This is a genomic window from Pseudomonas benzenivorans, from assembly GCF_033547155.1.
In the GTDB taxonomy this organism is placed as follows: Bacteria; Pseudomonadota; Gammaproteobacteria; order Pseudomonadales; family Pseudomonadaceae; genus Aquipseudomonas; species Aquipseudomonas benzenivorans_B.
The window spans coordinates 3,219,326-3,245,153 of the sequence record NZ_CP137892.1; the positions used below are offsets into that span (position 1 = coordinate 3,219,326).

Genomic DNA, 25,828 nt, shown 5'->3' on the forward strand with positions numbered 1-25,828 from the left:
AAAAAATCTGTCGCTCGAGGCGACAGATTTGTAATTCAGTAGCGATTACAGACGACTAAGGTCGTTGACCAGGGCCAGCAACATCACCCCTATCACCAAACTGATGCCGATCTGCATCCCCCAACCCTGCACCCGTTCCGGCAGCGGACGGCCGCGCGCCCACTCGACCAGATAAAAAAGCAGATGCCCCCCATCCAGCACTGGGATTGGCAACAGATTGAGAACCCCCAGACTTATGCTCAGGTAGGCCAGGAAGGTCAGGAAATCCCCCAGGCCCGACTCAGCCGAAGCGCCCGCCACTTTAGCAATGGTTATCGGCCCGCTCAAGTTTTTTACCGAGAGCTCGCCGAACAGCATTTTCTTCAGCGAATCGAGGGTCAGCAGGCTCATCGCCCAGGTTCGCGACAGCGCTTCGCCCACCGCCTCCAGGGGCCCGAAGCTGATCTCGCGCAGCATCTCGGGCGGCCACTCGCCCCCCTCCACGCCTGCGCCCAGATAGCCACTGCGCGCCTCGCCCTCGCCGCGCGCAGACAAGGTCAGCGACAGCTCTCGCTGCCGCCCCTGACGCTCGATCAGCAGGCTGACCCGCTGGCCCGGCATGGCCCGCACACGATCGACCAACTGCTGCCAATCGTCGAGCGACCGCTCGTTCAAAGCCAGAATGCGATCGCCGGCCTGCAGACCGGCCGCCTTGGCCGGCCCCTCGGGGTCCAGCTGCGCCAGCACCGGCTCCAGCGCCGGACGCCAGGGCCGGATGCCCAGGGCGGCGATGGGGTCCGGCTCGTCGACCCCTTGCAGCCAGTCGACCAGCTCAATCTGCCGCGGAGTGCCGACCGTGGAGCCCTGCTCACGCACGGTGATCGGCAGCGGCCCGCTCTCACCCAGACGACGCACCAGTTGCAGGTTGACCGCCGCCCAGCCGGTAGTCGGTTCGTCGTTCACCGCGACGATCTCCTGCCCCACCTGCAGCCCGGCGGCTGCCGCCAGACTGCCATCCTCCACGGCACCTATGACCGGCCGCACCTGCAGGCTGCCGAGCATGGCCACCAGCCAGAAGAACAGCAGCGCGAGAAGAAAGTTGGCGATCGGCCCGGCCGCAACGATGGCGATACGCTGACGCACGCTCTTGCGATTGAACGACTGCTCGAGCTGCTCCGGCGGCACCTCGACCTCGCGCTCATCGAGCATCTTGACGTAGCCGCCCAGGGGAATGGCGGCGATCACGAACTCCGTGCCCTGACGGTCATACCAGCGCAACAACGGAGTGCCGAAACCGACCGAAAAGCGCAGCACCCGCACCCCGCAGCGCCGCGCGACCCAGAAATGGCCGAACTCGTGAAAGGTCACCAACACCCCGAGTGCAATCAGGGTGCCGACAATCATATACAGCGTACTCATAGGTTTTCTCCGCGCCGATCAATCGCGGCGATTCAGCCAGTGCATGGCTCTTTCCCGCGCCTGCAGATCGGCCGCCAACACCGCATCCAGACTTTCGACCGCCACGACAGGCTCTGCGTTCAGCACCCGATCGATGATACTCGCGATCTCGGGAAAGCGTACCCGCCGCTCGAGGAAGGCCGCCACCGCCACTTCGTTGGCCGCATTGAGCATGGCCGGCGCCGTACCGCCCGCCTCCGCGGCCTGACGAGCCAGGCGCAGGCAGGGGAAACGCTGCTCGTCCGGCGCCTGGAAATCCAGACGCGCCACGGCGAACAGGTCCAGCGGCGCCACCCCGGAGTCGATGCGCTGCGGCCAGGCCAGCGCGTGACTGATGGGCGTGCGCATATCCGGGTTACCCAGCTGCGCCAGCACCGAACCGTCGACATAGTCGACCAGCGAATGGATCACGCTCTGCGGATGGATCACCACCTCGACCTGCGCCGGCTTGGCATCGAACAACCAGCAGGCCTCGATCAGCTCCAGGCCCTTGTTCATCATGCTCGCCGAATCCACGGAGATCTTGCGCCCCATCGACCAGTTGGGATGGGCACAGGCCTGCTCCGGGGAGACCTCGGCCAGCCGCTCGAGCGGTGTCTCGCGGAACGGGCCACCGGAGGCGGTCAGCATGATCCGCCGCACCCCGACCTGCTGCAGGCCACGCCCGTAATCGCCGGGCAGACATTGGAAGATTGCGTTGTGCTCGCTGTCGATCGGCAACAGGGTCGCACCACTGCGGCGCACCGCCTCGATAAACAGGGCGCCGGACATCACCAGCGCTTCCTTGTTGGCCAGCAGCACCTTCTTGCCGGCCTCGACAGCGGCCAGGGTCGGTTTGAGCCCGGCGGCGCCGACAATGGCGGCCATCACCGCGTCCACCTGCGGATGCCCGGCCACCTCGCACAACCCCTCCTCCCCGCTGAGCACCCGGGTGGACAGGCCGGCGGCATGCAAGCCACCCTGCAGCTGACTGGCCGAACGGGCATCGGCCACCACGGCGAAGCGCGGCCGGTAGATCAGGCACAGCGCCTCCAGCTCGGCGAGACGGCTATGACCGGACAGCGCGAAGACCTGATAGCGCTCGGGATGCCGGGCAATCACATCGAGGGTACTGAGGCCGATGGAGCCCGTCGCCCCCAGTACGGTGATCTGCTGGGGCCGACTCACAGCGCCCCCCAACCCGCCAGCCACAGCAGGCCGGCAAACACCGGCACCGCCGCGGTCAGGCTGTCGATACGGTCGAGCACGCCACCGTGGCCGGGCAGCAGGTTGCTGCTGTCCTTGACCCCCGACTGGCGCTTGAACATGCTTTCGGTCAGGTCGCCGACCACCGAAATCAACACCACCAGCGTCGCCCCGACCAGGGCCAGCAGCAGCGCGCCGCTACCCCAGCCGCGGTAGAGCCCGACCAGCAGGGTCAGCAGCAGGCTGGCCAGCAGGCCGCCGAGCAGTCCCTCCCAGCTCTTGCCCGGACTGACCCGCGGCGCCAGCTTGCGCTTGCCGAAGGCCTTGCCGGCGAAATAGGCGCCGATGTCCGCCGCCCAGACCAGCACCATCACCGCCAGGATCAGACCATTGGCCAGCGGCCACTGCTTGAACAGCACCAGCCCCTGCCAGGCCGGTAGCAGGATCAGCAACCCGATCGACAGCCTCGCCGGCGCCCCCGCCCAATAGCGACTACTGGCCGGGTAGTTGAGCACCAGCAGGGTCGCCAGCGCCCACCAGAGGATGCCGAGCGCCAGCACCCAAGGCGCCAACCGGGGCAGATGGTAGAGACCGAGCAGCAACAGGCCGACCACGGCGGCATAGGCGACACGCTGGAGCTGCCCGGCGAAACCGGCCAGGCGCGCCCATTCCCAGGCCCCCAGGCCGATCACCATCGCGATGAACAGGGCGAAGGCCGCACCATCGAGCAGGAAAAATCCGCCCAGCGCGACGGGCAACAGCACCAACGCGGTCATGACTCGTTGTTTAAGCATTAAGCGCGCGCCTCGGCCTCGACCTGATCACTGGTTTTACCGAAGCGCCGCTGGCGCTTGGCGAAGTCGGCCAGCGCCTTGCGCATGGCCTCGTGCTTGAAGTCCGGCCAGAACAGGTCGGAGAAGTACAGCTCGCTGTAGGCCAGCTGCCACAGCAGGAAGTTGCTGATGCGGTGCTCCCCGCCGGTGCGGATGCACAGGTCGGGCAAGGGCAGATCGCCGGTGGCCAGGCAGCCCTGGAGCAACTGCGGGGTGATGTCTTCGGGGCGCAGATGCCCACCCTGAACCTCTCGCGCCAAACGCTGCGCGGCCTGGGCGATATCCCACTGGCCGCCGTAGTTGGCCGCGATCTGCAGGATGAAGCGCTTGTCGCCGGCGGTCTGCGCCTCGGCATCGCGCATGGCCGCCTGCAGCTCCGGGTGGAAACGCGAACGGTCGCCGATGATACGCAGGCTAATGCCATTGTCGTTGAGCTTCTTGGCCTCACGACGCAGGGCACCGAGGAACAGCTCCATCAGCGCCCCTACCTCGTCGGCGGGGCGCTGCCAGTTCTCGCTGGAGAAGGCGAACAGGGTCAGCACCTCGACCCCCGCCTCGGCACAGACCTCGATGACCGCGCGCACCGCATCGACACCCGCCTTGTGCCCGGCCACCCCCGGCAGCAAACGCTTCTTCGCCCAGCGATTGTTGCCGTCCATGATGATCGCCACGTGTCGTGGCACGGCTAGCTGGCCGCCGCGGCTGGTCTTGTCCATGACGATATCCTGGCCGTCAGACGGCCATCAGATCCGCTTCTTTCTGCTTCATCGCGACATCGATCTCGGCCACGAACTTGTCCGTCAGCTTCTGTACCTCATCGGCGGCGCGACGCTCTTCGTCCTCGCTGATTTCCTTCTCCTTGACCAGATCCTTCAACTGGCTCATGGCATCGCGGCGGATGTTGCGCACCGCCACCCGGGCATCTTCCGCGGCATCGCGCGCCTGCTTGGTGAAGCCCTTGCGGGTCTCCTCGGTCAGGGCCGGCATGGTCACCAGCAACAACTCACCCAGGTTGGTCGGGTTGAAGCCCAGACCGGAACTCTGGATCGCCTTGTCCACAGCGGCCAGCATGTTGCGCTCGAAGGCCACGACCTGCAGGGTGCGCGAATCCTTGACCGTGACGTTGGCGACCTGGTTGATCGGCGTATCGGTGCCGTAGTAGGGCACCATCACGCCCGCCAGAATGCTCGGGTGAGCCTGGCCGGTACGGATGCGGCTAAAGGCATGAGCCAGCGACTCCAGGCTCTTCTTCATGCGCTCTTGGGCGTCTTTCTTGATCTCGTTGATCATGCTTCACCTTCCTCGATCAGAGTGCCTTCGGTGCCACCCACTACCACATTGAGCAGGGCGCCGGGCTTGTTCATGTTGAATACGCGCAACGGCATCTGGTGGTCACGACACAGGCAGATGGCCGTCAGATCCATCACCCCCAGCTTGCGGTCCAGCACCTCATCGTAGGTCAGGCGCTCGAACTTCTCAGCATGCGGGTCCTTGAACGGGTCGGCCGTATAGACGCCGTCCACCTTGGTCGCCTTCAGCACCACGTCGGCATCGACCTCGATGGCCCGCAGGCAGGCCGCCGAGTCGGTGGTAAAGAAGGGATTGCCGGTACCGGCGGCGAAAATCACCACCTCGCCGGTCTTGAGATGGCGCATGGCCTTGCGCCGATCGTAATGGTCGGTCACCCCGACCATGGAAATCGCCGACATGACGATGGCCGGGATGTTCGAACGCTCCAGGGCGTCGCGCATGGCCAGGGCGTTCATCACGGTGGCCAGCATGCCCATATGGTCGCCGGTGACCCTGTCCATGCCCGCAGCGCTCAAGGCTGCGCCACGGAACAGGTTACCACCACCAATCACCAGGCCGACCTGTACGCCGATACCGACCAGCTGACCGACTTCCAGCGCCATGCGATCGAGCACCTTGGGATCGATGCCGAAGTCCTCCGAGCCCATCAATGCCTCGCCGCTCAGTTTGAGCAGAATGCGCTTGTAGCGCGGTTGCCGACCACTAACCTGCTGAGCCATTACCCGTCTCTCCTGCGGCGTTTGAATGCTGTGCGGGCCTATAAACCCGCGATGTTCGGGCGGTTTGACCACACCCGAGGCCTTTGGTGCCAAGCACCCCAGACCGCCTCCTCAAGGCGGATTGCCACCCTAGTTTGACAAAGAGGCTGCACGCGCGAGCGGGCAGCCTCTTCGGGGCGACAGCCTGAGTAGACTGCTAGACCAGTTTACTGCTTGCTGGCAGCAACCTGAGCAGCGACTTCGGCAGCGAAGTCGGTCTCGGCCTTCTCGATGCCTTCGCCTACTTCGTAACGCACGAAGGAAACGATCTCGGCACCGGCCTTCTTCACCAGATCACCGACCTTGACTTCCGGGTCCATGATGAACGCCTGCTCAACCAGGCTGGCTTCGGCCAGGAACTTGGCGATACGGCCTTTGACCATGTTCTCGACGATGTTTTCCGGCTTGCCGGCGATCTTCTCGGCGTTGAGCTGCAGGAAGATTTCCTTCTCCTTGGCAACCAGCTCCTCGGAAACCTGATCCGGGCTGACAACGGCCGGGTTGGACGCCGCCACGTGCATGGCAACATGCTTGGCCAGCTCGTCGCTGCCGCCCTTCAGGACCACCAGAACACCGATGCGGTGGCCGTGCAGGTAGGCACCGACGGTGTCGCCGGACACGGCGGTCAGACGACGGATGTTGACGTTCTCACCACACTTGGCAACCAGCGCTTCGCGAGCGGATTCACGGGAAGCGATCAGCGGCGCGGCATCGGTCAGGTTCTGCTCGAAGGCCTCGTCCAGGCTCTCCTTGACGAAGGCCTTGAAGTCGTCCTGCAGGGCCAGGAAGTCGGTCTGCGAGTTGACTTCGATGATCAGGCCACGGCCGCCTTCGACGCGCACGGCGATCGAACCCTCGGCGGCGATGTTGCCGGCCTTCTTGGCGGCCTTGATGGCGCCGGAAGCGCGCATGTCGTCGATGGCCTTCTCGATATCGCCACCAGCGGCAACCAGGGCCTTCTTGCACTCCATCATGCCTTGGCCGGTACGCTCGCGCAGTTCTTTAACCAGGGCTGCAGTAATCTCTGCCATCTTGAAAATCCTCTCGGTAGGTCTTCAACCATTGCACCCGTCAGCTCGGGCGCTCGATTCTGTGAGTGGCAAAAAGGGGGCCTAGCCCCCTTTTTGCGCAGCGAGTAACGCTAGATGCTTACCGCTTAGCCTTGGGCCGCTTCGGAGGCCGGGGCTTCTTCGACGAACTCGTCGGTGCCGCCGCCTGCGTTGCTGCGGCCACGCACGACGGCGTCGGCCATGGCACCCATGTACAGCTGGATGGCACGAATGGCGTCGTCGTTACCCGGGATGATGTAGTCCACACCTTCCGGGCTGCTGTTGGTATCGACCACGCCGATGACCGGGATGCCCAGCTTGTTGGCTTCGGTGATGGCGATGCGCTCGTGGTCGACGTCGATCACGAACAGCGCGTCCGGCAGGCCGCCCATGTCCTTGATGCCACCCAGGCTGCGATCCAGCTTCTCCAGATCACGGGTGCGCATCAGGGCTTCTTTCTTGGTCAGCTTGGCGAAGGTGCCGTCCTGGGACTGGGTTTCCAGATCGCGCAGGCGCTTGATCGAAGCGCGGATGGTCTTGTAGTTGGTCAGCATGCCGCCCAACCAGCGATGGTCGACGAAGGGCGAACCGCAGCGGGCGGCTTCTTCGCGGACGATCTTGCCAGCGGAACGCTTGGTGCCGACGAACAGGATCTTGTTCTTGCCTGCAGCCAGCTTCTCAACGAAGGACAGGGCCTCGTTGAACATCGGCAGGGTCTTTTCCAGGTTGATGATGTGAATCTTGTTACGCGCGCCGAAAATGTACTTACCCATTTTCGGGTTCCAGTAACGGGTCTGGTGGCCGAAGTGCACACCGGCCTTCAGCATATCGCGCATATTGACTTGGGACATGACAGTTCCTTAATAAGTCGGGTTAGGCCTCCACGCATCCCAATTTCCAACCCCCGCACTTGGCGGCAGGCACCCAGGAAACCGTGTCGATACGTGTGTGGGTTTAAGCCTTCGGGCTGCTCGCCCGGAAAGCGGCGCGTTTTATACCACAACGACACCCCATAAGCTACACGCACCGCATCGCGACCCTGCAAACAGAGGCCGGCCGGCCGCGCCAGCGGCTTACGGCGTACCGCCCGCGCGCGCCTTCTCTGTTAGACTCCGCTCTTTCCTTTTTTGCCTTGCGCCGACGCGCACCGAGAGAGACCGCATGACCGTCACCATCAAGACGCCCGAAGAAATCGAAAAAATGCGCGTGGCCGGCCGCCTGGCCGCCGAGGTGCTGGAAATGATCGGTGAACACGTCAAGCCCGGCGTGACCACCGACGAACTGGACCGCATCTGCCACGACTATATCGTCAACGTGCAGCAGGCCATTCCCGCGCCCCTCAACTACAAGGGCTTCCCCAAGTCGATCTGCACCTCGATCAACCATGTGGTCTGCCACGGCATCCCCAACGAAAAACCGCTCAAGGACGGCGACGTGCTGAATATCGACGTCACCGTGATCAAGGACGGCTACCACGGCGACACCAGCAAGATGTTCATGGTCGGCAAGGTGCCGGAGTGGGCCGAGCGCCTGGCCAAGGTCACCCAGGAGTGCATGTATAAAGGCATCGAACTGGTGCGTCCGGGCGCCCGCCTCGGCGATATCGGCGAGGTGATCCAGAAGCACGCCGAGAAGAACGGCTTCTCCGTGGTGCGCGAATACTGCGGCCACGGCATCGGCAAGGTATTCCACGAAGAGCCGCAGGTGTTGCACTACGGTCGCGCCGGCACCGGCATGGAGCTGAAAGAGGGCATGACCTTCACCATCGAGCCGATGATCAACCAGGGCCGCCCCGAGACCCGCCTGCTCGGCGACGGCTGGACCGCCATCACCAAGGACCGCAAGCTCTCGGCCCAGTGGGAGCACACCATCCTGGTCACCGCCGACGGCTACGAGATCTTCACCCTGCGCAGCGACGACAGCATCGCGCGCACCTCGACCTAAAACGCCCATACAGGTAAGCCGCTGCATGCCGCAGGTAGATCCGGAATTGTTCGACCGCGGCCAGTTCCAAGCGGAACTGGCCCTGAAGGCCAGCCCCATCGCCGCCTTCAAGAAGGTGATCCGTCGCGCCCACGACGTGCTCGACGCGCGCTTCCGTGCCGGCCGCGAAGTCCGCCGCCTGGTCGAGGATCGCGCCTGGTTCGTCGACCAGATCCTCGGCGAGGCCTGGAAACGCCTGGCCTGGCCCGAGGACGCCGACATCGCCCTGCTGGCGGTCGGCGGCTACGGCCGCGGCGAGCTGCACCCCTTCTCCGACATCGACCTGCTGATCCTGCTCGGCGGCGCCGATCACGAAGCCTTCCGCGAGCCGATCGAGCACTTCCTCACCCTGCTCTGGGACATCGGCCTGGAGGTCGGTCAGAGCGTGCGCTCGATCGACGAGTGCGCCGAGGAGGCCCGCGCCGACCTGACGGTGATCACCAACCTGATGGAGAGCCGCACCATCGCCGGGCCGGAGGCCCTGCGCCAGCGCATGCTGGAAGTCACCAGCAGCGAGCGGATGTGGCCGAGCAAGGACTTCTTCCTGGCCAAGCGCGAGGAGCAGCGCAGCCGCCACCGCAAGTACAACGACACCGAGTACAACCTGGAGCCCAACGTCAAGGGCTCGCCCGGCGGCCTGCGCGACATCCAGACCATCCTCTGGGTCGCCCGCCGCCACTTCGGCACCCTCAACCTGCATGCCATGGTCGGCCAGGGCTTCCTGCTGGAAAGCGAATACGCCCTGCTCGCCTCCAGCCAGGAGTTCCTCTGGAAGGTGCGCTACGCCCTGCACATGCTCGCCGGGCGCGCCGAGGACCGCCTGCTGTTCGACCACCAGCGCCAGATCGCCAGCCTGCTCGGCTTCGAGGGCGGCGACAACAAGGGCGCCATCGAGCGCTTCATGCAGAAGTACTATCGCGTGGTCATGGCCATCGCCGAGCTCGGCGAGCTGATCAACCAGCACTTCGAGGAAGTCATCCTGCGCGCCGGCGAGAGCGCCGCGGCCACGCCATTGAACAGCCGCTTCCAGCTGCGCGACGGCTATATCGAGGTGACCCACCCGAACGTGTTCAAGCGCACGCCGTTCGCCATCATGGAAGTCTTCGTGCTGATGGCCCAGCACACCGAGATCAAGGGCGTGCGTGCCGACAGCATCCGCCTGCTGCGCGACCACCGCCACCTGATCGACGACGAGTTCCGCAGCGACATCCGCAACACCAGCCTGTTCATCGAATTGTTCAAGAGCGGCCAGGGCATCCACCGCAACCTGCGGCGGATGAACCGCTACGGCATCCTCGGCCGCTACCTGCCGGAGTTCGGCCACATAGTCGGGCAGATGCAGCACGACCTGTTCCACATCTATACGGTCGACGCCCACACGCTCAACCTGATCAAGCACCTGCGCAAGTTCAAGTGGCCCGAGCTGGCGGAGAAGTTCCCCCTGGCCAGCAAGCTGATCGCCAAGCTGCCCAAGCCCGAGCTGATCTACCTGGCCGGGCTCTACCACGACATCGGCAAGGGCCGCGGCGGCGATCACTCGGAACTCGGCGCGGTGGATGCCGAGGCCTTCTGCGCCCGCCATCACCTGCCCGACTGGGACTCCAAGCTGGTGGTCTGGCTGGTGCAGCAGCACCTGGCGATGTCCACCACCGCCCAGCGCAAGGACCTCTCCGACCCCCAGGTGATCCACGACTTCGCCCAGTTCGTCGGCGACCAGACCCGCCTGGACTACCTCTACGTGCTCACCGTGGCCGACATCAATGCCACCAACCCGAGCCTGTGGAACTCCTGGCGCGCCAGCCTGCTGCGCCAGCTCTATACCGAGACCAAGCGCGCCCTGCGCCGCGGCCTGGAGAATCGCCTGGAGCGCGAGGAGCAGATCCGCCTGACCCAGAGCGCCGCCCTGGACATCCTGGTGCGCGGCGGTACCGACCAGGACGACGCCGAGCAGCTGTGGTCGCAGCTCGGCGACGACTACTTCCTGCGCCATACGGCGGGCGACGTGGCCTGGCACACCGAGGCGATCCTCCAGCACCCCAACGACGGCAACCCCCTGGTGCTGATCAAGGAGACCACCCAGCGCGAGTTCGAGGGCGGCACCCAGATCTTCATCTACGCCCAGGACCAGCACGACTTCTTCGCCGTGACCGTGGCGGCCATGGCCCAGCTCAACCTGAACATCCACGACGCGCGGATTCTCACCTCGACCAGCCAGTTCACCCTCGACACCTACATAGTGCTGGAAGGCGAAGGCGGCTCGATCGGCGACAACCCGGCGCGCATCAAGCAGATCCGCCAGGGCCTGATCGACGCCCTGAAGAACCCGGACGAGTACCCCAGCATCATCCAGCGCCGCGTGCCGCGCCAGCTCAAGCACTTCGCCTTTCCCCCGCGGGTGACCATCTACAACGACGCCCAGCGCCCGGTGACCGTGCTTGAGCTGACCGCCCCCGACCGCCCCGGCCTGCTGGCGCGACTGGGACGGATCTTCCTCGACTTCGACCTGTCGCTGCAGAATGCCAAGATCGCCACCCTGGGCGAGCGGGTGGAAGACGTGTTCTTCGTCACCGACGCGCACAACCAGCCGCTGTCCGACCCGGCGCTGTGCGTGCGCCTGCAGGAAACCATCGTCGCCCAGCTCACCGAGGCCAACCTGCAGCAGAGCGAGCCGAACCGAATCAGTATCTGACCGACCACCGCCCCACGCTGCGGTGCCGCCCAGGCCGGTCAGCGAGCGTTAGCAGTACCAGGAAATAGCCATGAATGATGCGTTGAACCAGTTGCAGCCCTACCCCTTCGAGAAGCTCCGCGCCCTGCTGGCCGGCGCCCGGCCGAGCGGCGCCAAGCCGGCCATCGCCCTGTCGATCGGCGAGCCCAAGCACCGCTCGCCGAGCTTCGTCGCCGAGGCCCTGAGCGCCAACCTCGACCAGCTGGCGGTCTATCCGACCACCCTGGGCCTGCCGGCGCTGCGCGAGGCCATCGCCGCCTGGTGCGCCCGCCGCTTCGACCTGCCGGAGGGCTGGCTCGACCCGGCGCGCCACGTGCTGCCGGTCAACGGCACCCGCGAGGCGCTGTTCGCCTTCACCCAGGCCGTGGTCCGGCGCGACGCACAGGCCCTGGTGGTCAGCCCCAACCCCTTCTACCAGATCTACGAGGGCGCGGCCCTGCTCGCCGGTGCCCAGCCCCACTACCTGCCCTGCCTGGAAGAGCAGGGCTTCAACCCGGACTTCGACGCGGTACCGGCGGAGGTCTGGCAGCGCTGCCAGATCCTCTTCCTCTGCTCGCCGGGCAATCCCACCGGCGCCCTGATTCCGCTGGACACCCTGAAGCAGCTGATCGCCCTGGCCGACGAATTCGACTTCGTCATCGCCGCCGACGAGTGCTACAGCGAGCTGTACTTCGACGAGCAACACCCGCCGGCCGGCCTGCTGACCGCCTGCGCCGAGCTGGGCCGCAGCGATTTCAAGCGCTGCGTGGTGTTCCACAGCCTGTCCAAGCGCTCCAACCTGCCGGGCCTGCGCTCGGGCTTCGTCGCCGGCGATGCGGAGATCCTCAAGGCCTTCCTGCTGTACCGCACCTACCACGGCTGCGCCATGCCGGTGCAGACCCAGCTGGCCAGCGTCGCCGCCTGGAACGACGAGGTGCATGTGCGCGCCAACCGCGCCCTGTACCGCGAGAAGTTCGATGCGGTGCTGGCGATTCTCGACGGCGTGCTGGAGGTGCAGCGCCCGGACGGCGGCTTCTACCTCTGGGCCAAGACCCCGGTGGACGACGAGACCTTCACCCGCGAGCTGTTCGCCCGCGAGCACGTCACCGTGGTGCCGGGCTCCTACCTGTCGCGCGAGGTCGGGGGCGTCAACCCGGGCGCCGGGCGCGTGCGCATGGCCCTGGTGGCGCCGCTGGCCGAGTGCGTCGAAGCCGCCGAACGTATCCGTGATTTCGTCAGGAGCCTGTGACCATGAGCAAGACCCTGTACGGCATCAAAGCCTGCGACACCATGAAGAAGGCCCGCACCTGGCTCGACGAGCACGGCGTGGACTATGCCTTTCACGACTACAAGGCCGTCGGCATCGACCGCGGCAACCTGGAGAAGTGGTGCGCCGAGCACGGCTGGGAGACCGTTCTCAACCGCGCCGGCACCACCTTCCGCAAGCTGGACGAGGCGCAGAAAGCCGAGCTCGACCAGGCCAAGGCCATCGAGCTGATGCTCGCCCAGCCGTCGATGATCAAACGCCCGGTGCTGGACCTGGGCGACCGCACCCTGGTCGGCTTCAAGCCCGAGCGCTACGCTGCGGCGCTGGCCTGACCCCCGGAAGCGCATCATGGATATCGCCTGGCTGCTGTTCATCCCCGCCTGCTTCGCCCTGAACCTGGCGCCGGGACCGAACAACCTGCTGTCGCTGCACAACGCGGCGCGCCAGGGCCTGCGCGTCGCCTGCCTGGCCGCCTGCGGGCGGCTGCTGGCGTTCGCCGGCATGATCGCCCTGGCGGCGTCCGGCCTGGCCCTGGTGCTGCAAGCCTCGGCCGGCCTGTTCCTGATCATCAAGCTGCTCGGCGCGGCCTACCTGTTCTGGCTGGCCTTGCAGCTGTGGCGAACGCCGGCGGCAGGTCTCGAGGACGAACCCGGCGCGCCACGCCAGGCGCTGTGGTCCCTGTGTCGCCAGGAGTTCTGGGTCGCCGCCGGCAACCCCAAGGCAATCCTGATCTTCACCGCGTTCCTGCCGCAGTTCGTCGATTCGCAGCAAGCGGTGGCGCCGCAGTTCGCCGTTCTCGGCCTGGCCTTCCTGCTGCTGGAATGGCTGGCCGTGCTGCTCTATGCGCTGGCCGGCCTGCACCTCGGCCGCCTGTTCGCCGCGCCCCGGGCGCGGCGCCTGTTCAACCGTGGCTGCGCCGCCCTGCTGGGCGGCGCCGGCCTGGGCCTGCTGCTCAGCCGCCGGCCCGCCTGACCCACCCTATTTCAGCAAGAGGAAACCCCATGTCCACCCAAGTCTTCAGCATCGCCTTCGGTGTCGGTACCCAGAATCGCCAGGGCGCCTGGCTGGAAGTGTTCTACGCCCAGCCGCTGCTCAACCCGGCCGCCGAGCTGGTCGCCAAGGTTGCCGACAAGCTCGGCTACAACGGCGGCAACCAGGCGATCGCCTTCAGCACCACCCAGGCCGGCGAACTGGCCGAGGCCCTGAAAGGCGTCGACGCCGTCCAGGCCAAGCTGCTCACCCGCCTGGCCGAGAGCCACCAGCCGCTGGTCGCCACCCTGCTCGCCGAGGATGCCGCGCCGGTCAGCACCCCCGAGGCCTACCTCAAGCTGCACCTGCTCTCGCACCGTCTGGTCAAGCCCCACGGCGTCAACCTCTCCGGCATCTTCCCGCTGCTGCCCAACGTGGCCTGGACCAACCAGGGCGCCGTGGACCTCGCCGAACTGGCCGAGCGCCAGCTGGAAGCACGCCTGAAGGGCGAGCTGCTGGAAGTCTTCTCGGTGGACAAGTTCCCGAAGATGACCGACTACGTGGTGCCGGCCGGCGTGCGCATCGCCGACACCGCCCGCGTACGCCTGGGCGCCTACATCGGCGAAGGCACCACGGTGATGCACGAGGGCTTCGTCAACTTCAACGCGGGCACCGCGGGCCCGGGCATGATCGAGGGCCGGGTCTCGGCCGGAGTGTTCGTCGGCAAGGGTTCGGACCTGGGCGGCGGCTGCTCGACCATGGGCACCCTGTCCGGCGGCGGCAACATCGTCATCTCCGTGGGCGAGGGCTGCCTGATCGGCGCCAACGCCGGCATCGGCATCCCCCTGGGCGACCGCAACACCGTGGAGTCCGGCCTGTACATCACCGCCGGCACCAAGGTCGCGCTGCTCGACGACCAGGGCCAGCTGGTCAAGGTGCTCAAGGCCCGCGAGCTGGCCGGCCAGCCGGACCTGCTGTTCCGCCGCAACTCCCAGAGTGGCGCGGTGGAGTGCAAGAGCCACAAGTCGGCGATCGAGCTGAACGAGGCCCTGCACGCGCACAACTGAGTTCAGCCTGGCGGATGCGGCCGCGCCGTCATCCGCCCTGCGAACCGAGCGCGTGCGATAATAGACAGGCCGGGCTTATGCCCGGCCTGTCTATTTATACTCAGCCAATTTCCCAGCAGTGCCCACGCCCATGCCCCTGAATTCCCCCTGGCGCGCCGACTTCCCCGGCATCCTCGCCCTCGAAGCCGAGGGCCAGACCTATCTGGACAGCGCCGCCACCGCCCAGAAGCCCCAGGCCGTGCTGGATGCCCTGCTGGACTACTACGCCGGCGGCGCGGCCAATGTACACCGCGCCCAGCACCTGCCGGGCGAACGCGCCACCCGCGCCTTCGAGGCGACCCGCGGCAAGGTCGCGCACTGGCTGAATGCCGCCGAGGCTAGCCAGGTCATTTTCACCCGCGGCGCCACCGAGGCTTTCAACCTGCTGGCCTACGGCCTGGAGGCCGAGTTCCAGGCCGGCGACGAGATCGTCGTCAGCGCTGCGGAGCACCACGCCAATCTGCTGCCCTGGCAGCAGCTGGCCCGACGCCGCGGCCTCGAGCTGGTAGTCCTGCCGCTGGACGACCGGGGCCTGATCGACCTGGAACAGGCCGCCACGCTGATCGGCCCGCGCACCCGCCTGCTGGCGCTCAGCCAGCTGTCCAATGTGCTCGGGGTGTGGCAGCCGCTGCGCGAACTGATCGCCCTGGGCCAGGCCCAGGGTGCGCTCTGCGTGGTCGACGGCGCCCAGGGTGTGGTCCACGGCCGCCACGACCTGCAGGCGCTGGACTGCGACTTCTATGTCTGCTCCAGCCACAAGCTCTACGGCCCCGATGGCGTCGGCCTGCTCTATGGCCGCGCCGACGCCCTGCGGCGTGTCAGGCATTGGCAGTTCGGCGGGGAGATGGTGCAGCTGGCCGACTACCAGAGCGCCGAGTTCCGCGCCGCGCCCCTGGGCTTCGAGGCCGGGACCCCGCCGATCGCCGGGGTCATCGCCCTGGGAGCCGCCCTCGATTACCTGGCCGAGCTGGACGGTGCCGCCGTGACCGGCCATGAGGCGGCGCTGCACGCCAAGCTGCTCGCCGGCCTGGCCGCACGCGACGGCATCCAGCTGCTCGGCGCCCCGCGGGTGGCCCTGGCCAGTTTCGTCGTCGACGGCGTGCATAACGCCGATCTGGCCCAGCTGCTGACCGAGCAGGGCATCGCCGTGCGGGCCGGGCATCACTGCGCCATGCCACTGATGCAGCGGCTCGGCCTGTCCGGTGCCGTGCGCGTGTCGCTTGGCCTGTACAACGACGGAGCGGACCTGGAGCGCTTCTTCGCCGCCCTCGACGCCTCCCTGGAGCTGCTGCGATGAGCCTGCCGCCCAGCGCCCGGCAAGCCCTCGAGGCCTTCCAGCAGTGCCCCGGCTGGGAACAGCGCGCACGCCTGCTGCTGCAGTGGGGCGAGCGCCTGGCGCCGCTGACAGAAGTTGAGCGCTGCGAGGCCAATCGCGTGCACGGCTGCGAGAGCCGGGTGTGGCTGACCGCCGAATGCCGCGACGGTTGCTGGCAATTTCGCGCCTTCAGCGATGCCCGCCTGCTCAGGGGGCTGCTGGCGGTGCTGCTGGCGCGGGTCGAGGGCCTCGGCGCCGCGGAACTGTCCGCCCTCGACCTGGCCGACTGGTTCGAACGACTGGGGCTGGCCCGCCAGCTGTCGCCGTCGCGCAGCAATGGCCTCAACGCCGTGCTGCAGCGCATGCGTCAGCTGGCGGCGGAACACTCGGAGGACTAGGACGTTCTCGTCGCGCGCTCGGCCGGCCGCCGCGCACCGGCCACCAGCTTGTCCACCGTCTTGGCCACCGCGGCCATGCCGAAGCTGGCGGTGACCATCATTACCGCGCCGAAGCCGCCGGCGCAGTCGAGTTTCACCCCTTCGCCGACGAAGCCCTTGGCCTGGCACACCGTGCCGTCCGGCTTGGGGTAGCGCAGCTGCTCGGTGGAGAACACGCAGGGCACGCTGTAGGTGCGCCCCGGGGTGCGCGAGAAGTTGTACTCGCGGCGCAGCACCGAGCGCACCTTGGCGGCCAGGGGGTCGTTGAAGGTCTTGTTGAGGTCGGCGATCTGGATCTGCGTCGGGTCGACCTGCCCGCCGGCACCGCCGGTGGTGACGATCTGGATCTTGCGCCGCTTGCACCAGGCGATCAGCGCGGCCTTGGCGGCCACGCTGTCGATGCAGTCGATCACCGCGTCGAGTTGCTCGGTGATGTACTCGGCCATGGTCTCGCGGGTGACGAAGTCGGCCACCGCGTGCACCACGCAGGCCGGATTGATGGCGCGGATGCGCGCGGCCATGGCCTCGACCTTGGCCTGGCCGACCGCGCCGTCCAGCGCGTGCACCTGGCGATTGGTATTGGTGATGCACACGTCGTCCAGGTCGAACAGGGAGATCTCGCCCACCCCGGAGCGGGCCAGGGCCTCGGCGGCCCAGGAACCGACGCCGCCGATACCGACCACCGCGACATGGGCGGCCAGCAGGCGCTCGGCGCCCTCGCGCCCATAGAGACGGGCGATTCCGGCAAAACGTTGTTCGTCGAACGGCATTTCTCACCTCAACAGCCAGAATTCGAGCAGGCGCGCATTATAGCGACCCGGGCCCGACCTGCAGCCACCCGAGACGCCCTTGCCCCATCCGGCGGCGCCCCGGCCTTTGCTGCCTAGCGGCGGCCCATGACGGCGATTTTGCTTTAAGATGGCGGGCTTTCCGCTAGACGCCGCCCTGGAGCCGCAATGACTGCCCCCGCCCCGTCCCTCTCCGCCACCCTGGAGCTCGCCTGCGACCTGATCCGCCGCCCGTCCGTCACCCCGCTCGACGAAGGCTGCCAGGCCCTGATGATGCGCCGCCTCGAAGCCGTCGGCTTCGCGGTCGAGCCGATGCGCATCGAGGAGGTGGACAACTTCTGGGCCAGCCACGGCGAGCAGGACGGCCCGGTGCTGTGCTTCGCCGGGCACACCGACGTGGTCCCCACCGGCCCGCTGCAGGCCTGGCAGCACCAGCCGTTCGACGCGCTGATCGACGAGCATGGCATGCTCTGCGGCCGCGGCGCCGCCGACATGAAGGGCAGCCTGGCGTCGATGATCATCGCGGTGGAGCGCTTCGTCGCCGACCATCCGGGGCACAAGGGGCGCATCGCCTTCCTGATCACCAGCGACGAGGAAGGCCCGGCCCAGCACGGCACCAAGGCGGTGATCGAGCGCCTGGCGGCACGCAACGAGCGCCTGGACTGGTGCATAGTCGGCGAGCCCTCGAGCACCTCGCTGGTCGGCGACGTGGTCAAAAACGGCCGCCGCGGCTCCCTCGGCGCCACCCTCACGGTGCGCGGCGTGCAGGGCCACGTGGCCTACCCGCACCTGGCCAAGAACCCCATCCACCTGGCCGCGCCGGCCCTGGCGGAACTGGCCGCCGAGCACTGGGACGACGGCAATGCCTTCTTCCCGCCGACCAGCTTCCAGGTCTCCAACCTGAATGCCGGCACAGGCGCCACCAACGTGATTCCCGGCGAGCTGCGGGCGATCTTCAACTTCCGTTTCTCCACCGAATCCACGGTCGAGGGCCTGCAGAAGCGCGTCGAGGCTATCCTCGACAAGCACGGCCTGGACTACCACGTGGAGTGGGCGCTGTCCGGCCTGCCGTTCCTCACCGAGCCGGGCGCCCTGCTCGATGCCGTGGCCGCCAGCATCAAGGCGGTGACCGGCCGCGAGACCACCCCCTCGACCTCCGGCGGCACCTCCGACGGGCGCTTTATCGCCACCCTGGGCACCCAGGTGGTCGAGCTCGGCCCGGTCAACGCGACCATCCACCAGATCAACGAGCGGGTCCTGGCCAGCGACCTGGATGTGCTGACCGAGATCTACTACCAGACCCTGGTCAAGCTGCTCGCCTGAAAATCCATGGCCATGTCTACTGCGCATCCCGATAGCCGCGTTGGGCGGTACTCGCTCCTCGCCTATCTAACTGATATGTCTCGTCGCTGCGTTCCGTCCGCCTTGCTCTCGGGTTGCTCGCTACGACATTGCCACGGATTTTTCGCATGCTGACCTGCCCCCTCTGCCAGGGCGCCCTGAGCGCGGTCGATAACGGCGTGGCCTGCCCGGCCGGGCATCGCTTCGACCGCGCCCGCCAGGGCTACCTGAACCTGCTGCCGGTGCAGCACAAGAACAGCCGCGACCCGGGCGACAATGCCGCCATGGTCGAGGCCCGGCGACGCTTCCTCGACGGCGGCCACTATGCGCCGCTGGCCGCGCGCCTGGCCGAACTGGCCGCGGCGCGCACCCCCGCCGCCTGGCTGGATATCGGCTGCGGCGAGGGCTACTACACCGCACAGGTCGCCGAGCGCCTGCCCGAGGCCCGGGGCTATGCCTTGGACATCTCCCGCGAGGCGGTCAAGCGCGCCTGCAAGCGCGCGCCGCGACTCGAGTGGCTGGTGGCGAGCATGGCCCGGGTGCCCCTGGGCGACGCCAGCTGCCAGCTGCTGGCCAGTGTGTTCAGCCCGCTGGACTGGCAGGAGGCCAGGCGCCTGCTCGCCCCCGGTGGCGGCCTGCTGCGCATGGGCCCCAGCCGCGAACACCTGATCGAGCTGCGCCAGAAACTCTACGACCAGGTGCGCGACTACGACGAGCAGAAGCACCTGGAACTGATCCCCGACGGCATGGGTCTGGCCCACAGCGAGACCCTGAGCTTCAAGTTGCAGCTGGCCGATGAGCAGGCCCGCGCCGACCTGCTGGCCATGACCCCCCACGGCTGGCGCGCCAGCGCCGAGCGACGGGCCGCGGTGATCGCCGCGCCCTTCGAGGTGACGGTCGCCATACGCTACGATTGGATCGAAAAACTCTAGGCTGACCCGAAATGGAAGCGAGCATGCGCCAACCGGATATCGAGATTTACCTGAAGGATGCCGAGCAACAGGCCGTCACCGACTGGCTGGGCCAGGCCCTGGGCCCCTGCACGCCCTGGCAGCAGAAGGGCCAGACCTTCAAGTGCCGCGCCGGCGACATACCGGTGACCTGGCTGCCCAAGGCCGTCGGCAAGTGGCACAGCCTGTACCTGGAGAGCGACGCCACGCCCTGGGCGGACGACCTGGCCTGCGCCCAGGCGGCCTGCGCCGCCCTCGGCGTCGAGGTGCGCTGCGCTCCCGGCGGCTGGCAGGAGGAGGAAAGCGACGAGCAGGCCGACCGCTGGCTGCGCATCAGCGCCGAGGGTGTCGAGGAGATCACCTGGCGCACCGGCTGAGCGCCGGAGCAGGTCGCAGAAACGAAAAAGCCCGTCAGCGACGGGCTTTTTCATGGGGAGGCGGCTCAGAGCGCGGAAACGTCTTCCGCCTGCAGGCCCTTCTGGCCCTGGGTCACCGCGAACTCGACCTTCTGGCCTTCGACCAGCGTGCGGTGGCCTTCACCGCGGATGGCGCGAAAGTGCACGAACACATCGGCGCCGCTCTCACGCTGGATGAAGCCATATCCCTTGGAATCATTGAACCACTTGACGGTTCCTGTCTCACGATCAGCCATTACCACTCTCCAACTCGCAGTTTTTATTGTCCCGTAAAGGCGCTTCGACGGTTCGACGCGAACGTTGCTCCAGGCATTGCCATCGCCGGCCGCTCCTGGCCCGCAACGGCGCTTGCGACGGCATCCCGACAACGACCGCTCCCGGAGTATAAAGCAAGGCCGATAGCTGAAAAGCACTTTTTTGCCAGGCCCGCAGGCCATACCGGACAAGGCTTGCAGCGTTATTCTGCGCTCCGGGAACACGGCCGCGGCGGCAGCCAATCGGTGCCGCCGCGCTGCGCCGTCACCCCTGCCGGCGACGCCGCCACAGCCACAGTGCCAGCACACCGAGGGTCAGCAGCAACGGCACCAGGGCGATGTTGACGAATTTCAGGGTCCGCCCCAATGCCTCGATATCGGCATTGAGCTGGTAACGCACCTCGCGCAGCTCCTTGCGGATCTTCAGCTTCTCCGCCAGGAACTGCTGCACCGTGGCCTGCTGCTCCGGGGTCAGCTCCAGGGCCTTGCTCGGGTCGTCGCTGCGCTGCAGGGCGGCGAGCTTCTGTTCGGTGTCGGCCAGGCGCGTCTGCAGGGCCTGCTCCTTCTCGCGGAAGCGTGCCTCGGCCTCGCGCTGCAAGTCCTCCACCACCTCGAAGGGCCGGCTGAAGCGGCCGCGCGAGCGCACGCTGATCAGCGCATCCGAGCCGGCCAGGTTGTCCAGGGCGTTGATCGCGAAGCCGGCGTTGTCGGCCCAGGGCTGGGGGATGCGCTGGCCGAAGAAGTCCTGCACCTGCACCCACATGCGGTCGGTCAACAAATCGGTGTCGGCGACCACTATGACGTTGATGTTGTCCGCCTGCTTGAGGCCGTCCTTGCGCCCCTCGATGCCGTCCGGATAGGCCGACTGCGCCGGGCCGCTGATGCGCGCGGCGAGGGCATAGCGCTCGCCGGTCGGCTGCAGCTCGCGGATCAGCTCCTCCGGGTTGTGCAGCAGGGCGAAGCGCTTCACATCGAAGGGCATGGCGTACTGCGAGCTCTGGATCAGCGGCACGAAGCGGGTCTTGGCATCCTCCAGCGGCTCGAGCAGGCCGGCGGTGGCCAGGGTCAGGTTCTCCAGCGCCGCGGTGGCGATGTCGTCGGCGTCCAGGGCGTTCTTCGGCAGGCTCAGCCAGGCGGCATGGCGCACCGGCCGCTGGCCCTGGCCCATGCTCACCGACATGGCGTAGGCGCCATCGCCGAGCACCTGGTCCGGCCGCATGCGCAGGCCCCAGGCCGGCAGCAGCGGGCCGAGATCGGAGGACTTGTCGACGGCCATCTCCCCGGGCAACTCGGCCTGGGTGTCGGCCTCGCTGAAGGGGTCGACGAAGGCCAGCAGCTTGCCGCCGCGCAGGACGAACTGGTCGATGGCATAGAGGGTCTGCTCGGGCAGCTGCTTCGGATGCACCAGCAGCAGCACCGAGACGCTTTCCGGAATCTGGTCGATGTCGCGCCTGAGGCTCTCGATCTTGAACAGCTGGCGGATCTCCTCCATCACCATCCAGGGCGGCGTCGGCTGCCGGGCCTGCATGTCGAAGCCACCGTTGATCTGCAGCCCCGAGAGCACGCCGACCACCGGCCGCTCGGGCTCGGCCAGGCTCTGCACCAGGCGGCTGAGCTCGTACTCGAGGAACTCCTCCTGGTCCAGGGCGAAGAACGGGATGACCTGGGTGTCGCCCCGGGCGTTCTTGCCGGCCAGGCCGAAGTAGAGGGAGTCGCCGCCCTGCTGCAGGGGAATGCCCTGCAGGCCGAACTCGGCGGCCTTGTCCTCGTCCTCGGAGAAGGGCGCCGGATCGATGATCCTGAGCACCAGCTTGTCGCCGGCCACGCGCTGGTAGGCCTTGAGCATCTCCTCGACGCGCCTGGCGTAGGTGCGCAGCGCCGGCAGGTCCTTGGCGGTGCTGTCGGAGTAGAAGAAGCTCAGCTCGATCGGCTCCTGCAGCTCGCCGAGGATCTGCTCGGTGCCGGCGGACAGGGTGTAGAGCTTCTGCTCGGTGAGGTCCAGGCGCGCGCCGCTCAGGCTCAGGCCGGAAACCAGGTTGAAGGCGAGAAGCGTCAGGGCGATGAGCACCAGCCCGGCGCTGGAATACATCAGCTTTTTCATCGGCACGGGTCCTCAGTCGGCTTTCTTCAGGTCGATGACCACCGCGGTCGCGGCCAGCCAGGCGGCGATCAGGGTGAGGAAGTACAGCAGGTCGCGCAGATCGATCACGCCCTTGCTGATGGCCTCGAAACGGGTCAGGAAACTCAGCGAGGCCACGGCATCGACCAGCCACTGCGGCGCCCAGCCGCTGAAGGCATCGAGCACCATGGGAAAGCCGCTGACGATGAACAGGAAGCACAGGCCCACGGCGAGGATGAAGGCGATCACCTGGTTCTTCGCCAACGCCGACATGCACGAGCCGATCGCCAGGTAGGCCCCGGCCAGCAGCCAGCTGCCGATATAGCCGGTGAGGATGGCGCCGTTGTCCGGCTGGCCCAGGTAGTTGACCGTCAGCACCATGGGGAAGGTCAGCAGCAGGGCCAGGCCGGTGAAGGCCCAGGCGGCGAGGAACTTGCCGCCGACCGCCTCGAAGCGGCTGATCGGCAGGGTCATCAGCAGCTCGATGGAGCCGGACTTGCGCTCCTCGGCCCACAGGCGCATGGCGATGGCCGGCACCAGGAACAGGTACAGCCAGGGGTGGAAGTTGAAGAACGGCGCCAGGCTGGCCTGGCCGCTCTCGAAGAAGCCGCCCAGGTAGAAGGTGAATACCCCGGACAGCACCAGGAAGATCAGGATGAAGACATAGGCCAGCGGCGTGGCGAAATAACTCGCCAGCTCGCGCTTGAAGATGACCGGCAACTGCGTCATAGCATTTCCCCTCGGGTCAGGCTGCGGAACACCTCGTCCAGGCGCCCACGCTCGACATTCAACTCCTTGACCTTCCAGCCGCGCTCGGCGATCAGCCCATTGACCTGGGGGAAGATCACTTCGCCCGGCTTGGCCAGCACGCTCAGGCCATGCTCGCGGGCGTTCTCCTCCACCCCGACGACCCCCGGCAGGGCCGCCAGTGCGGCCTGGTCCAGCGGCTCCTCGGCGACCAGGGTCACCGCCTGGTGGTAGCGCGAGCGGCTCTCCAGTTCCAGCGGCGTGCCGTCGGCCAGCAGCTTGCCCTGGCCGATGACCAGCGCGCGGGTGCACACCGCCGTGACCTCCTCGAGGATGTGGGTGGAGATGATGACGATCTTGTCCTGGGCCAGGCTCTGGATCAGCTTGCGCACCTGGTGCTTCTGGTTCGGGTCCAGGCCGTCGGTGGGTTCGTCGAGGATCAGCACCCGGGGATCGTGGAGGATCGCCTGGGCCAGGCCGACGCGGCGCTTGAAGCCCTTGGACAGCGTCTCGATGGACTGCTCCAGGACCTTGTCCAGCTCGACCTGGGCCACCGCCCTGGCCACCCGCTGCTGCTTCTCAGATCCGCGATAGCCACGGATCTCGGCGATAAATTCGAGGAAGCCGCGCACCGACATGTCGCCGTAGCAAGGCGCGCCCTCGGGCAGGTAGCCGATCTGCCGCTGGGCCTTGCGGGTGTCCTGCTGAATGTCGAAACCGAGGATGCTGGCGCTGCCGGAGGTCGGCGCGAGGAAGCCGGTGAGCATCTTCATGGTGGTGGACTTGCCGGCACCGTTGGGGCCGAGAAAACCCAGCACCTCGCCCGGATGGACGCGGAAGGACAGATCGTCCACCGCGCAGTGCTGTGCAAAACGCTTCGTAAGATTTCTTATCTCGATCATGGTCTCTCACCATCGCGGTCAAACCCTGTCCGCTACCCGTACAGCAGCGAGACGGGCCTGCAAAAATGCCGCCGCACTATAAAAAGACAGATGCCGGAGTTGCAACCGAACAGCGGCCTCGGACATTTACCGGAGGTTACCGCCGCCAACAGTGGCGTTTAACGATCCAACGGGCTCAACACCGCCAACCCGCCGCGATTGAGCACATGGGTGTAGATCATGGTGGTCTTCAGCCCAGCAACTCCTGTACGGTGCGGATGTCCTGGCCGCTTTCCAGCAGGTGCGTGGCAAAGCAGTGGCGCAACGTATGCGGCGAGACCTGCTTGACGATGCCGGCTTCCCCGGCCGCGCGTTTGAAGCTCCGCTGAACGCGCTTCTCATCCAAATGATGACGCCGCACCGCCCCGGTACGAGGATCTACCGACAGACCGGATGCCGGGAACACATACTGCCACCCCCACTCCACCGGCGCTCGTGGATATTTGTGCGCCAGTGCAAATGGTAGCCAGACATCACCACGACCCTGTTCCAGCTCGGCCCTATAGGTAGCAGGCCGTTGAAAAACGTAGGCGAGGCAGGCAAGACAAGGCAAAAACGGCCGAAAAAGCGGAGTTTACGTGCTGTAAATGAGCATTTTTAGGCCGTTTTTAACGCAGTATTGCCAACGCAGGTAGTTTTTCAACGGTCTGATAGCTCGCACCACGGCCAGGTGCCGAAGCAGGGGCTCCAGCAAACGCTGCGGCAGCATAGTGACGCGATCCTTCATGCCCTTGCCATCGCGTATGAGGATTTCACGGCGCGAGAAATCCACATCCTTGACCCGCAAGCGCAGCACTTCCATCAGCCGCATGCCTGTGCCGTAGAGCAGGCTGCAAACCAGCCAGAGCTCGCCATCGAGCGCCGCCAGGACTCGACGCACTTCCTCAATCGACAAGACCACGGGCAACCGCTGCGGCTTCTTCGCCCGCACGACATCGGCCAGCCAGGGCAAGTCGAGCGCCAGCACCTCCTTATAAAGAAACAGCAAAGCGGACAACGCCTGATTCTGCGTGGATGCCGAAACATTGCGCCTTACCGCCAGCTCGGTAAGCAAGGCCTCCACCTCGGCAGCCCCATATCCAGGGGGTGACGATACTGGTGAAAGCGGATAAACCGCTTTACCCACTCGCAATAGACTCGCTCGGTACGGATGGAGTAGTGTTTGAGCCGAATTCGCTCACGCATCTGATCGAGCAGACGAGGCTTGCCGTCCATGGTGCATAACCTCCCAAATCGGTCGTCCTGACCGGGAAAGCACCAGCCTAGACAGGGAGCAGAAGTATGACAAGGAAGGTTATCCACCAGTCCCGTTCGGGGAGTTATGCACCAGTTGGTGTCTATTTATAGTTATGCACAAGGAGAAGTAATGCGTACCGCCAACATAGCAATTATGTTCAGCTTTGCAGCCATAAGCGCACTGCTAGGAATTTTTTCTTTAATTACAGGAATTAATAATTATCCAAACAGTCTAACTGCAACAGCATCACTAACAGGCCTACTAATAATTTCATTGGCCTACGGCCTGCTGGCGCTTGGGGGCAAAGAAAAAAGCGGAAAATCACACTTCCTAACTCTTGCCCTATACCTCATAAGCGCAATTCTTGGCGTAATCGCAAGCAGCAACATCGGCCTAGTACCTTATATCATGCATAGTATGAACCTGGGCCTCATTCCTGCGTTAAGCTATGTAGTCCCTGTTCTCCCCATCTGCGCCACCGTATCTATCGCAGCATACATAGCTGCGCGCATATGTATTCAGCGCAATAAAATAGGTGCCATACCAGCATCGGGGACAAGCGCATAACAATGCTATATGGACTCTCCCCGCAAGCGGTGAGGAGTAGCTTTTCCAACCCTGTCGTCAGCACGGTTGCATTCGTATATCCGGCCTGTGTTGGGCGCTATCGCCCTGGCC

General features: G+C 66.0%; 27 protein-coding genes and 1 pseudogene. 12 read left to right on the plus strand and 16 right to left on the minus strand.

All coding sequences use genetic code 11. The features are described 5' to 3' along the window. Positions 1-45: 45 nt before the first annotated feature. The 8 genes from rseP to rpsB form a co-directional block, all read right to left on the minus strand. Entirely contained in the window at positions 46-1,398 is a 1,353-nt protein-coding gene (gene rseP, locus SBP02_RS14855) for a sigma E protease regulator RseP (RefSeq protein ID WP_318642885.1), read from the minus strand. Between the two features lie 18 nt (positions 1,399-1,416). After that, positions 1,417-2,604: a 1-deoxy-D-xylulose-5-phosphate reductoisomerase gene (ispC, locus tag SBP02_RS14860; protein ID WP_318642886.1), complete on the minus strand. Its 1,188-nt coding sequence runs from the start codon at positions 2,602-2,604 to the stop codon at positions 1,417-1,419. Next, positions 2,601-3,416: a phosphatidate cytidylyltransferase gene (locus SBP02_RS14865; protein ID WP_318642887.1), complete on the minus strand. Its 816-nt coding sequence runs from the start codon at positions 3,414-3,416 to the stop codon at positions 2,601-2,603. The genes ispC and SBP02_RS14865 overlap by 4 nt, the downstream gene beginning before the upstream one ends. Continuing rightward, positions 3,416-4,171, minus strand: a complete 756-nt coding sequence (uppS, locus tag SBP02_RS14870) for a polyprenyl diphosphate synthase (protein ID WP_318642888.1) — start codon at positions 4,169-4,171, stop codon at positions 3,416-3,418. Before uppS ends, SBP02_RS14865 begins: the two co-directional genes overlap by 1 nt. A gap of 16 nt (positions 4,172-4,187) precedes the next feature. Beyond that, positions 4,188-4,745 carry a ribosome recycling factor gene (frr, locus tag SBP02_RS14875; RefSeq protein ID WP_318642889.1) on the minus strand — a complete coding sequence of 186 codons (558 nt, stop codon included), beginning with the start codon at positions 4,743-4,745 and terminating at the stop codon, positions 4,188-4,190. Next, positions 4,742-5,485, minus strand: coding sequence for a UMP kinase (gene pyrH, locus SBP02_RS14880; protein WP_318642890.1), 744 nt, complete (start codon positions 5,483-5,485; stop codon positions 4,742-4,744). The genes frr and pyrH overlap by 4 nt, the downstream gene beginning before the upstream one ends. A 206-nt stretch (positions 5,486-5,691) precedes the next feature. Further along, positions 5,692-6,555, minus strand: a complete 864-nt coding sequence (gene tsf / locus SBP02_RS14885; RefSeq protein WP_318642891.1) for a translation elongation factor Ts — start codon at positions 6,553-6,555, stop codon at positions 5,692-5,694. 125 nt (positions 6,556-6,680) lie between these two features. Continuing rightward, positions 6,681-7,424, minus strand: a complete 744-nt coding sequence (gene rpsB / locus SBP02_RS14890) for a 30S ribosomal protein S2 (protein WP_318642892.1) — start codon at positions 7,422-7,424, stop codon at positions 6,681-6,683. Positions 7,425-7,734: 310 nt separating this feature from the next. Here rpsB and map point away from each other — a divergent pair, with 310 nt between their 5' ends. The 8 genes from map to SBP02_RS14930 all read left to right on the plus strand — a co-directional run bounded on the left by map (position 7,735) and on the right by SBP02_RS14930 (position 16,318). Further along, a complete protein-coding gene (gene map, locus SBP02_RS14895) occupies positions 7,735-8,517 on the plus strand; it encodes a type I methionyl aminopeptidase (protein WP_318642893.1) in 783 nt (260 codons plus the stop codon). Positions 8,518-8,542: 25 nt separating this feature from the next. Beyond that, on the plus strand, positions 8,543-11,245 hold the full coding sequence (locus SBP02_RS14900; RefSeq protein ID WP_318642894.1) for a [protein-PII] uridylyltransferase: 2,703 nt from the start codon (positions 8,543-8,545) through the stop codon (positions 11,243-11,245). A gap of 70 nt (positions 11,246-11,315) precedes the next feature. Beyond that, complete coding sequence (gene dapC, locus SBP02_RS14905; RefSeq protein WP_318642895.1) at positions 11,316-12,512, plus strand: succinyldiaminopimelate transaminase; 1,197 nt, start codon at positions 11,316-11,318, stop codon at positions 12,510-12,512. 2 nt (positions 12,513-12,514) lie between these two features. Continuing rightward, positions 12,515-12,862 carry an ArsC family reductase gene (locus SBP02_RS14910; protein WP_318642896.1) on the plus strand — a complete coding sequence of 116 codons (348 nt, stop codon included), beginning with the start codon at positions 12,515-12,517 and terminating at the stop codon, positions 12,860-12,862. A 16-nt stretch (positions 12,863-12,878) separates the two neighbouring features. Continuing rightward, a complete protein-coding gene (locus tag SBP02_RS14915; protein WP_318642897.1) occupies positions 12,879-13,502 on the plus strand; it encodes a LysE family translocator in 624 nt (207 codons plus the stop codon). 29 nt (positions 13,503-13,531) lie between these two features. Beyond that, positions 13,532-14,566: a 2,3,4,5-tetrahydropyridine-2,6-dicarboxylate N-succinyltransferase gene (gene dapD / locus SBP02_RS14920; protein ID WP_318642898.1), complete on the plus strand. Its 1,035-nt coding sequence runs from the start codon at positions 13,532-13,534 to the stop codon at positions 14,564-14,566. A 130-nt stretch (positions 14,567-14,696) separates the two neighbouring features. Next, positions 14,697-15,902, plus strand: coding sequence for an aminotransferase class V-fold PLP-dependent enzyme (locus tag SBP02_RS14925; RefSeq protein ID WP_318642899.1), 1,206 nt, complete (start codon positions 14,697-14,699; stop codon positions 15,900-15,902). Further along, a complete protein-coding gene (locus tag SBP02_RS14930) occupies positions 15,899-16,318 on the plus strand; it encodes a SufE family protein (protein WP_318642900.1) in 420 nt (139 codons plus the stop codon). The genes SBP02_RS14925 and SBP02_RS14930 overlap by 4 nt, the downstream gene beginning before the upstream one ends. On the opposite strand, the gene tcdA is transcribed toward SBP02_RS14930, so the two are convergent. Next, positions 16,315-17,127 (minus strand): tRNA cyclic N6-threonylcarbamoyladenosine(37) synthase TcdA, encoded by an 813-nt coding sequence (gene tcdA, locus SBP02_RS14935; RefSeq protein ID WP_318642901.1) that lies wholly within the window; start codon positions 17,125-17,127, stop codon positions 16,315-16,317. The two genes, SBP02_RS14930 and tcdA, sit on opposite strands and share 4 nt — an antisense overlap. Positions 17,128-17,313: 186 nt before the next feature. Here tcdA and dapE point away from each other — a divergent pair, with 186 nt between their 5' ends. From dapE to SBP02_RS14950, 3 genes are all read left to right on the plus strand, one after another. Beyond that, positions 17,314-18,468, plus strand: coding sequence for a succinyl-diaminopimelate desuccinylase (dapE, locus tag SBP02_RS14940; RefSeq protein WP_318642902.1), 1,155 nt, complete (start codon positions 17,314-17,316; stop codon positions 18,466-18,468). 146 nt (positions 18,469-18,614) lie between these two features. Continuing rightward, entirely contained in the window at positions 18,615-19,418 is an 804-nt protein-coding gene (locus tag SBP02_RS14945) for a putative RNA methyltransferase (protein WP_318642903.1), read from the plus strand. Between the two features lie 23 nt (positions 19,419-19,441). Next, the gene (locus tag SBP02_RS14950; protein ID WP_318642904.1) at positions 19,442-19,813 is read left to right on the plus strand and encodes a hypothetical protein; all 372 of its coding nucleotides are present in this window, start codon (positions 19,442-19,444) and stop codon (positions 19,811-19,813) included. 65 nt (positions 19,814-19,878) lie between these two features. Here the strand turns inward: SBP02_RS14950 and SBP02_RS14955 are convergent, their stop codons facing one another. The 7 genes and pseudogenes from SBP02_RS14955 to SBP02_RS14985 form a co-directional block, all read right to left on the minus strand. Next, positions 19,879-20,088 carry a cold-shock protein gene (locus tag SBP02_RS14955; protein WP_318642905.1) on the minus strand — a complete coding sequence of 70 codons (210 nt, stop codon included), beginning with the start codon at positions 20,086-20,088 and terminating at the stop codon, positions 19,879-19,881. A gap of 283 nt (positions 20,089-20,371) precedes the next feature. Further along, complete coding sequence (locus SBP02_RS14960) at positions 20,372-22,207, minus strand: GldG family protein (protein ID WP_318642906.1); 1,836 nt, start codon at positions 22,205-22,207, stop codon at positions 20,372-20,374. Between the two features lie 12 nt (positions 22,208-22,219). Beyond that, the gene (locus SBP02_RS14965) at positions 22,220-22,954 is read right to left on the minus strand and encodes an ABC transporter permease subunit (protein WP_318642907.1); all 735 of its coding nucleotides are present in this window, start codon (positions 22,952-22,954) and stop codon (positions 22,220-22,222) included. Continuing rightward, on the minus strand, positions 22,951-23,874 hold the full coding sequence (locus SBP02_RS14970; protein WP_318642908.1) for an ABC transporter ATP-binding protein: 924 nt from the start codon (positions 23,872-23,874) through the stop codon (positions 22,951-22,953). Before SBP02_RS14970 ends, SBP02_RS14965 begins: the two co-directional genes overlap by 4 nt. A 229-nt stretch (positions 23,875-24,103) precedes the next feature. Further along, positions 24,104-24,340, minus strand: coding sequence for a tyrosine-type recombinase/integrase (locus SBP02_RS20965; RefSeq protein WP_404824336.1), 237 nt, complete (start codon positions 24,338-24,340; stop codon positions 24,104-24,106). 147 nt (positions 24,341-24,487) lie between these two features. Further along, entirely contained in the window at positions 24,488-24,880 is a 393-nt protein-coding gene (locus SBP02_RS14980) for a tyrosine-type recombinase/integrase (RefSeq protein WP_318646350.1), read from the minus strand. A 39-nt stretch (positions 24,881-24,919) separates the two neighbouring features. Then, a pseudogene (locus SBP02_RS14985) lies at positions 24,920-25,128 on the minus strand (phage integrase N-terminal SAM-like domain-containing protein); the annotation flags it as partial. Positions 25,129-25,279: 151 nt separating this feature from the next. Here SBP02_RS14985 and SBP02_RS14990 point away from each other — a divergent pair. Then, positions 25,280-25,717 (plus strand): hypothetical protein, encoded by a 438-nt coding sequence (locus tag SBP02_RS14990; RefSeq protein WP_318642909.1) that lies wholly within the window; start codon positions 25,280-25,282, stop codon positions 25,715-25,717. Positions 25,718-25,828 lie beyond the last annotated feature (111 nt).

What these genes read in the sequence shown, in the direction of transcription:
- SBP02_RS14960 (WP_318642906.1), bottom strand. Translation starts at nt 22,207, where the DNA reads ATGAAAAAGCTGATGTATTCCAGCGCCGGGCTGGTGCTCATCGCCCTG.
- SBP02_RS14865 (WP_318642887.1), bottom strand. Translation starts at nt 3,416, where the DNA reads ATGCTTAAACAACGAGTCATGACCGCGTTGGTGCTGTTGCCCGTCGCG.
- rpsB (WP_318642892.1), bottom strand. Translation starts at nt 7,424, where the DNA reads ATGTCCCAAGTCAATATGCGCGATATGCTGAAGGCCGGTGTGCACTTC.
- uppS (WP_318642888.1), bottom strand. Translation starts at nt 4,171, where the DNA reads ATGGACAAGACCAGCCGCGGCGGCCAGCTAGCCGTGCCACGACACGTG.
- SBP02_RS14945 (WP_318642903.1), top strand. Translation starts at nt 18,615, where the DNA reads ATGCTGACCTGCCCCCTCTGCCAGGGCGCCCTGAGCGCGGTCGATAAC.
- SBP02_RS14910 (WP_318642896.1), top strand. Translation starts at nt 12,515, where the DNA reads ATGAGCAAGACCCTGTACGGCATCAAAGCCTGCGACACCATGAAGAAG.
- frr (WP_318642889.1), bottom strand. Translation starts at nt 4,745, where the DNA reads ATGATCAACGAGATCAAGAAAGACGCCCAAGAGCGCATGAAGAAGAGC.
- SBP02_RS14970 (WP_318642908.1), bottom strand. Translation starts at nt 23,874, where the DNA reads ATGATCGAGATAAGAAATCTTACGAAGCGTTTTGCACAGCACTGCGCG.
- rseP (WP_318642885.1), bottom strand. Translation starts at nt 1,398, where the DNA reads ATGAGTACGCTGTATATGATTGTCGGCACCCTGATTGCACTCGGGGTG.
- map (WP_318642893.1), top strand. Translation starts at nt 7,735, where the DNA reads ATGACCGTCACCATCAAGACGCCCGAAGAAATCGAAAAAATGCGCGTG.
- pyrH (WP_318642890.1), bottom strand. Translation starts at nt 5,485, where the DNA reads ATGGCTCAGCAGGTTAGTGGTCGGCAACCGCGCTACAAGCGCATTCTG.
- SBP02_RS14990 (WP_318642909.1), top strand. Translation starts at nt 25,280, where the DNA reads ATGCGTACCGCCAACATAGCAATTATGTTCAGCTTTGCAGCCATAAGC.
- tcdA (WP_318642901.1), bottom strand. Translation starts at nt 17,127, where the DNA reads ATGCCGTTCGACGAACAACGTTTTGCCGGAATCGCCCGTCTCTATGGG.
- SBP02_RS14950 (WP_318642904.1), top strand. Translation starts at nt 19,442, where the DNA reads ATGCGCCAACCGGATATCGAGATTTACCTGAAGGATGCCGAGCAACAG.
- tsf (WP_318642891.1), bottom strand. Translation starts at nt 6,555, where the DNA reads ATGGCAGAGATTACTGCAGCCCTGGTTAAAGAACTGCGCGAGCGTACC.
- SBP02_RS14930 (WP_318642900.1), top strand. Translation starts at nt 15,899, where the DNA reads ATGAGCCTGCCGCCCAGCGCCCGGCAAGCCCTCGAGGCCTTCCAGCAG.
- SBP02_RS14955 (WP_318642905.1), bottom strand. Translation starts at nt 20,088, where the DNA reads ATGGCTGATCGTGAGACAGGAACCGTCAAGTGGTTCAATGATTCCAAG.
- dapC (WP_318642895.1), top strand. Translation starts at nt 11,316, where the DNA reads ATGAATGATGCGTTGAACCAGTTGCAGCCCTACCCCTTCGAGAAGCTC.
- dapD (WP_318642898.1), top strand. Translation starts at nt 13,532, where the DNA reads ATGTCCACCCAAGTCTTCAGCATCGCCTTCGGTGTCGGTACCCAGAAT.
- dapE (WP_318642902.1), top strand. Translation starts at nt 17,314, where the DNA reads ATGACTGCCCCCGCCCCGTCCCTCTCCGCCACCCTGGAGCTCGCCTGC.
- SBP02_RS14900 (WP_318642894.1), top strand. Translation starts at nt 8,543, where the DNA reads ATGCCGCAGGTAGATCCGGAATTGTTCGACCGCGGCCAGTTCCAAGCG.
- SBP02_RS14915 (WP_318642897.1), top strand. Translation starts at nt 12,879, where the DNA reads ATGGATATCGCCTGGCTGCTGTTCATCCCCGCCTGCTTCGCCCTGAAC.
- SBP02_RS14925 (WP_318642899.1), top strand. Translation starts at nt 14,697, where the DNA reads ATGCCCCTGAATTCCCCCTGGCGCGCCGACTTCCCCGGCATCCTCGCC.
- SBP02_RS14965 (WP_318642907.1), bottom strand. Translation starts at nt 22,954, where the DNA reads ATGACGCAGTTGCCGGTCATCTTCAAGCGCGAGCTGGCGAGTTATTTC.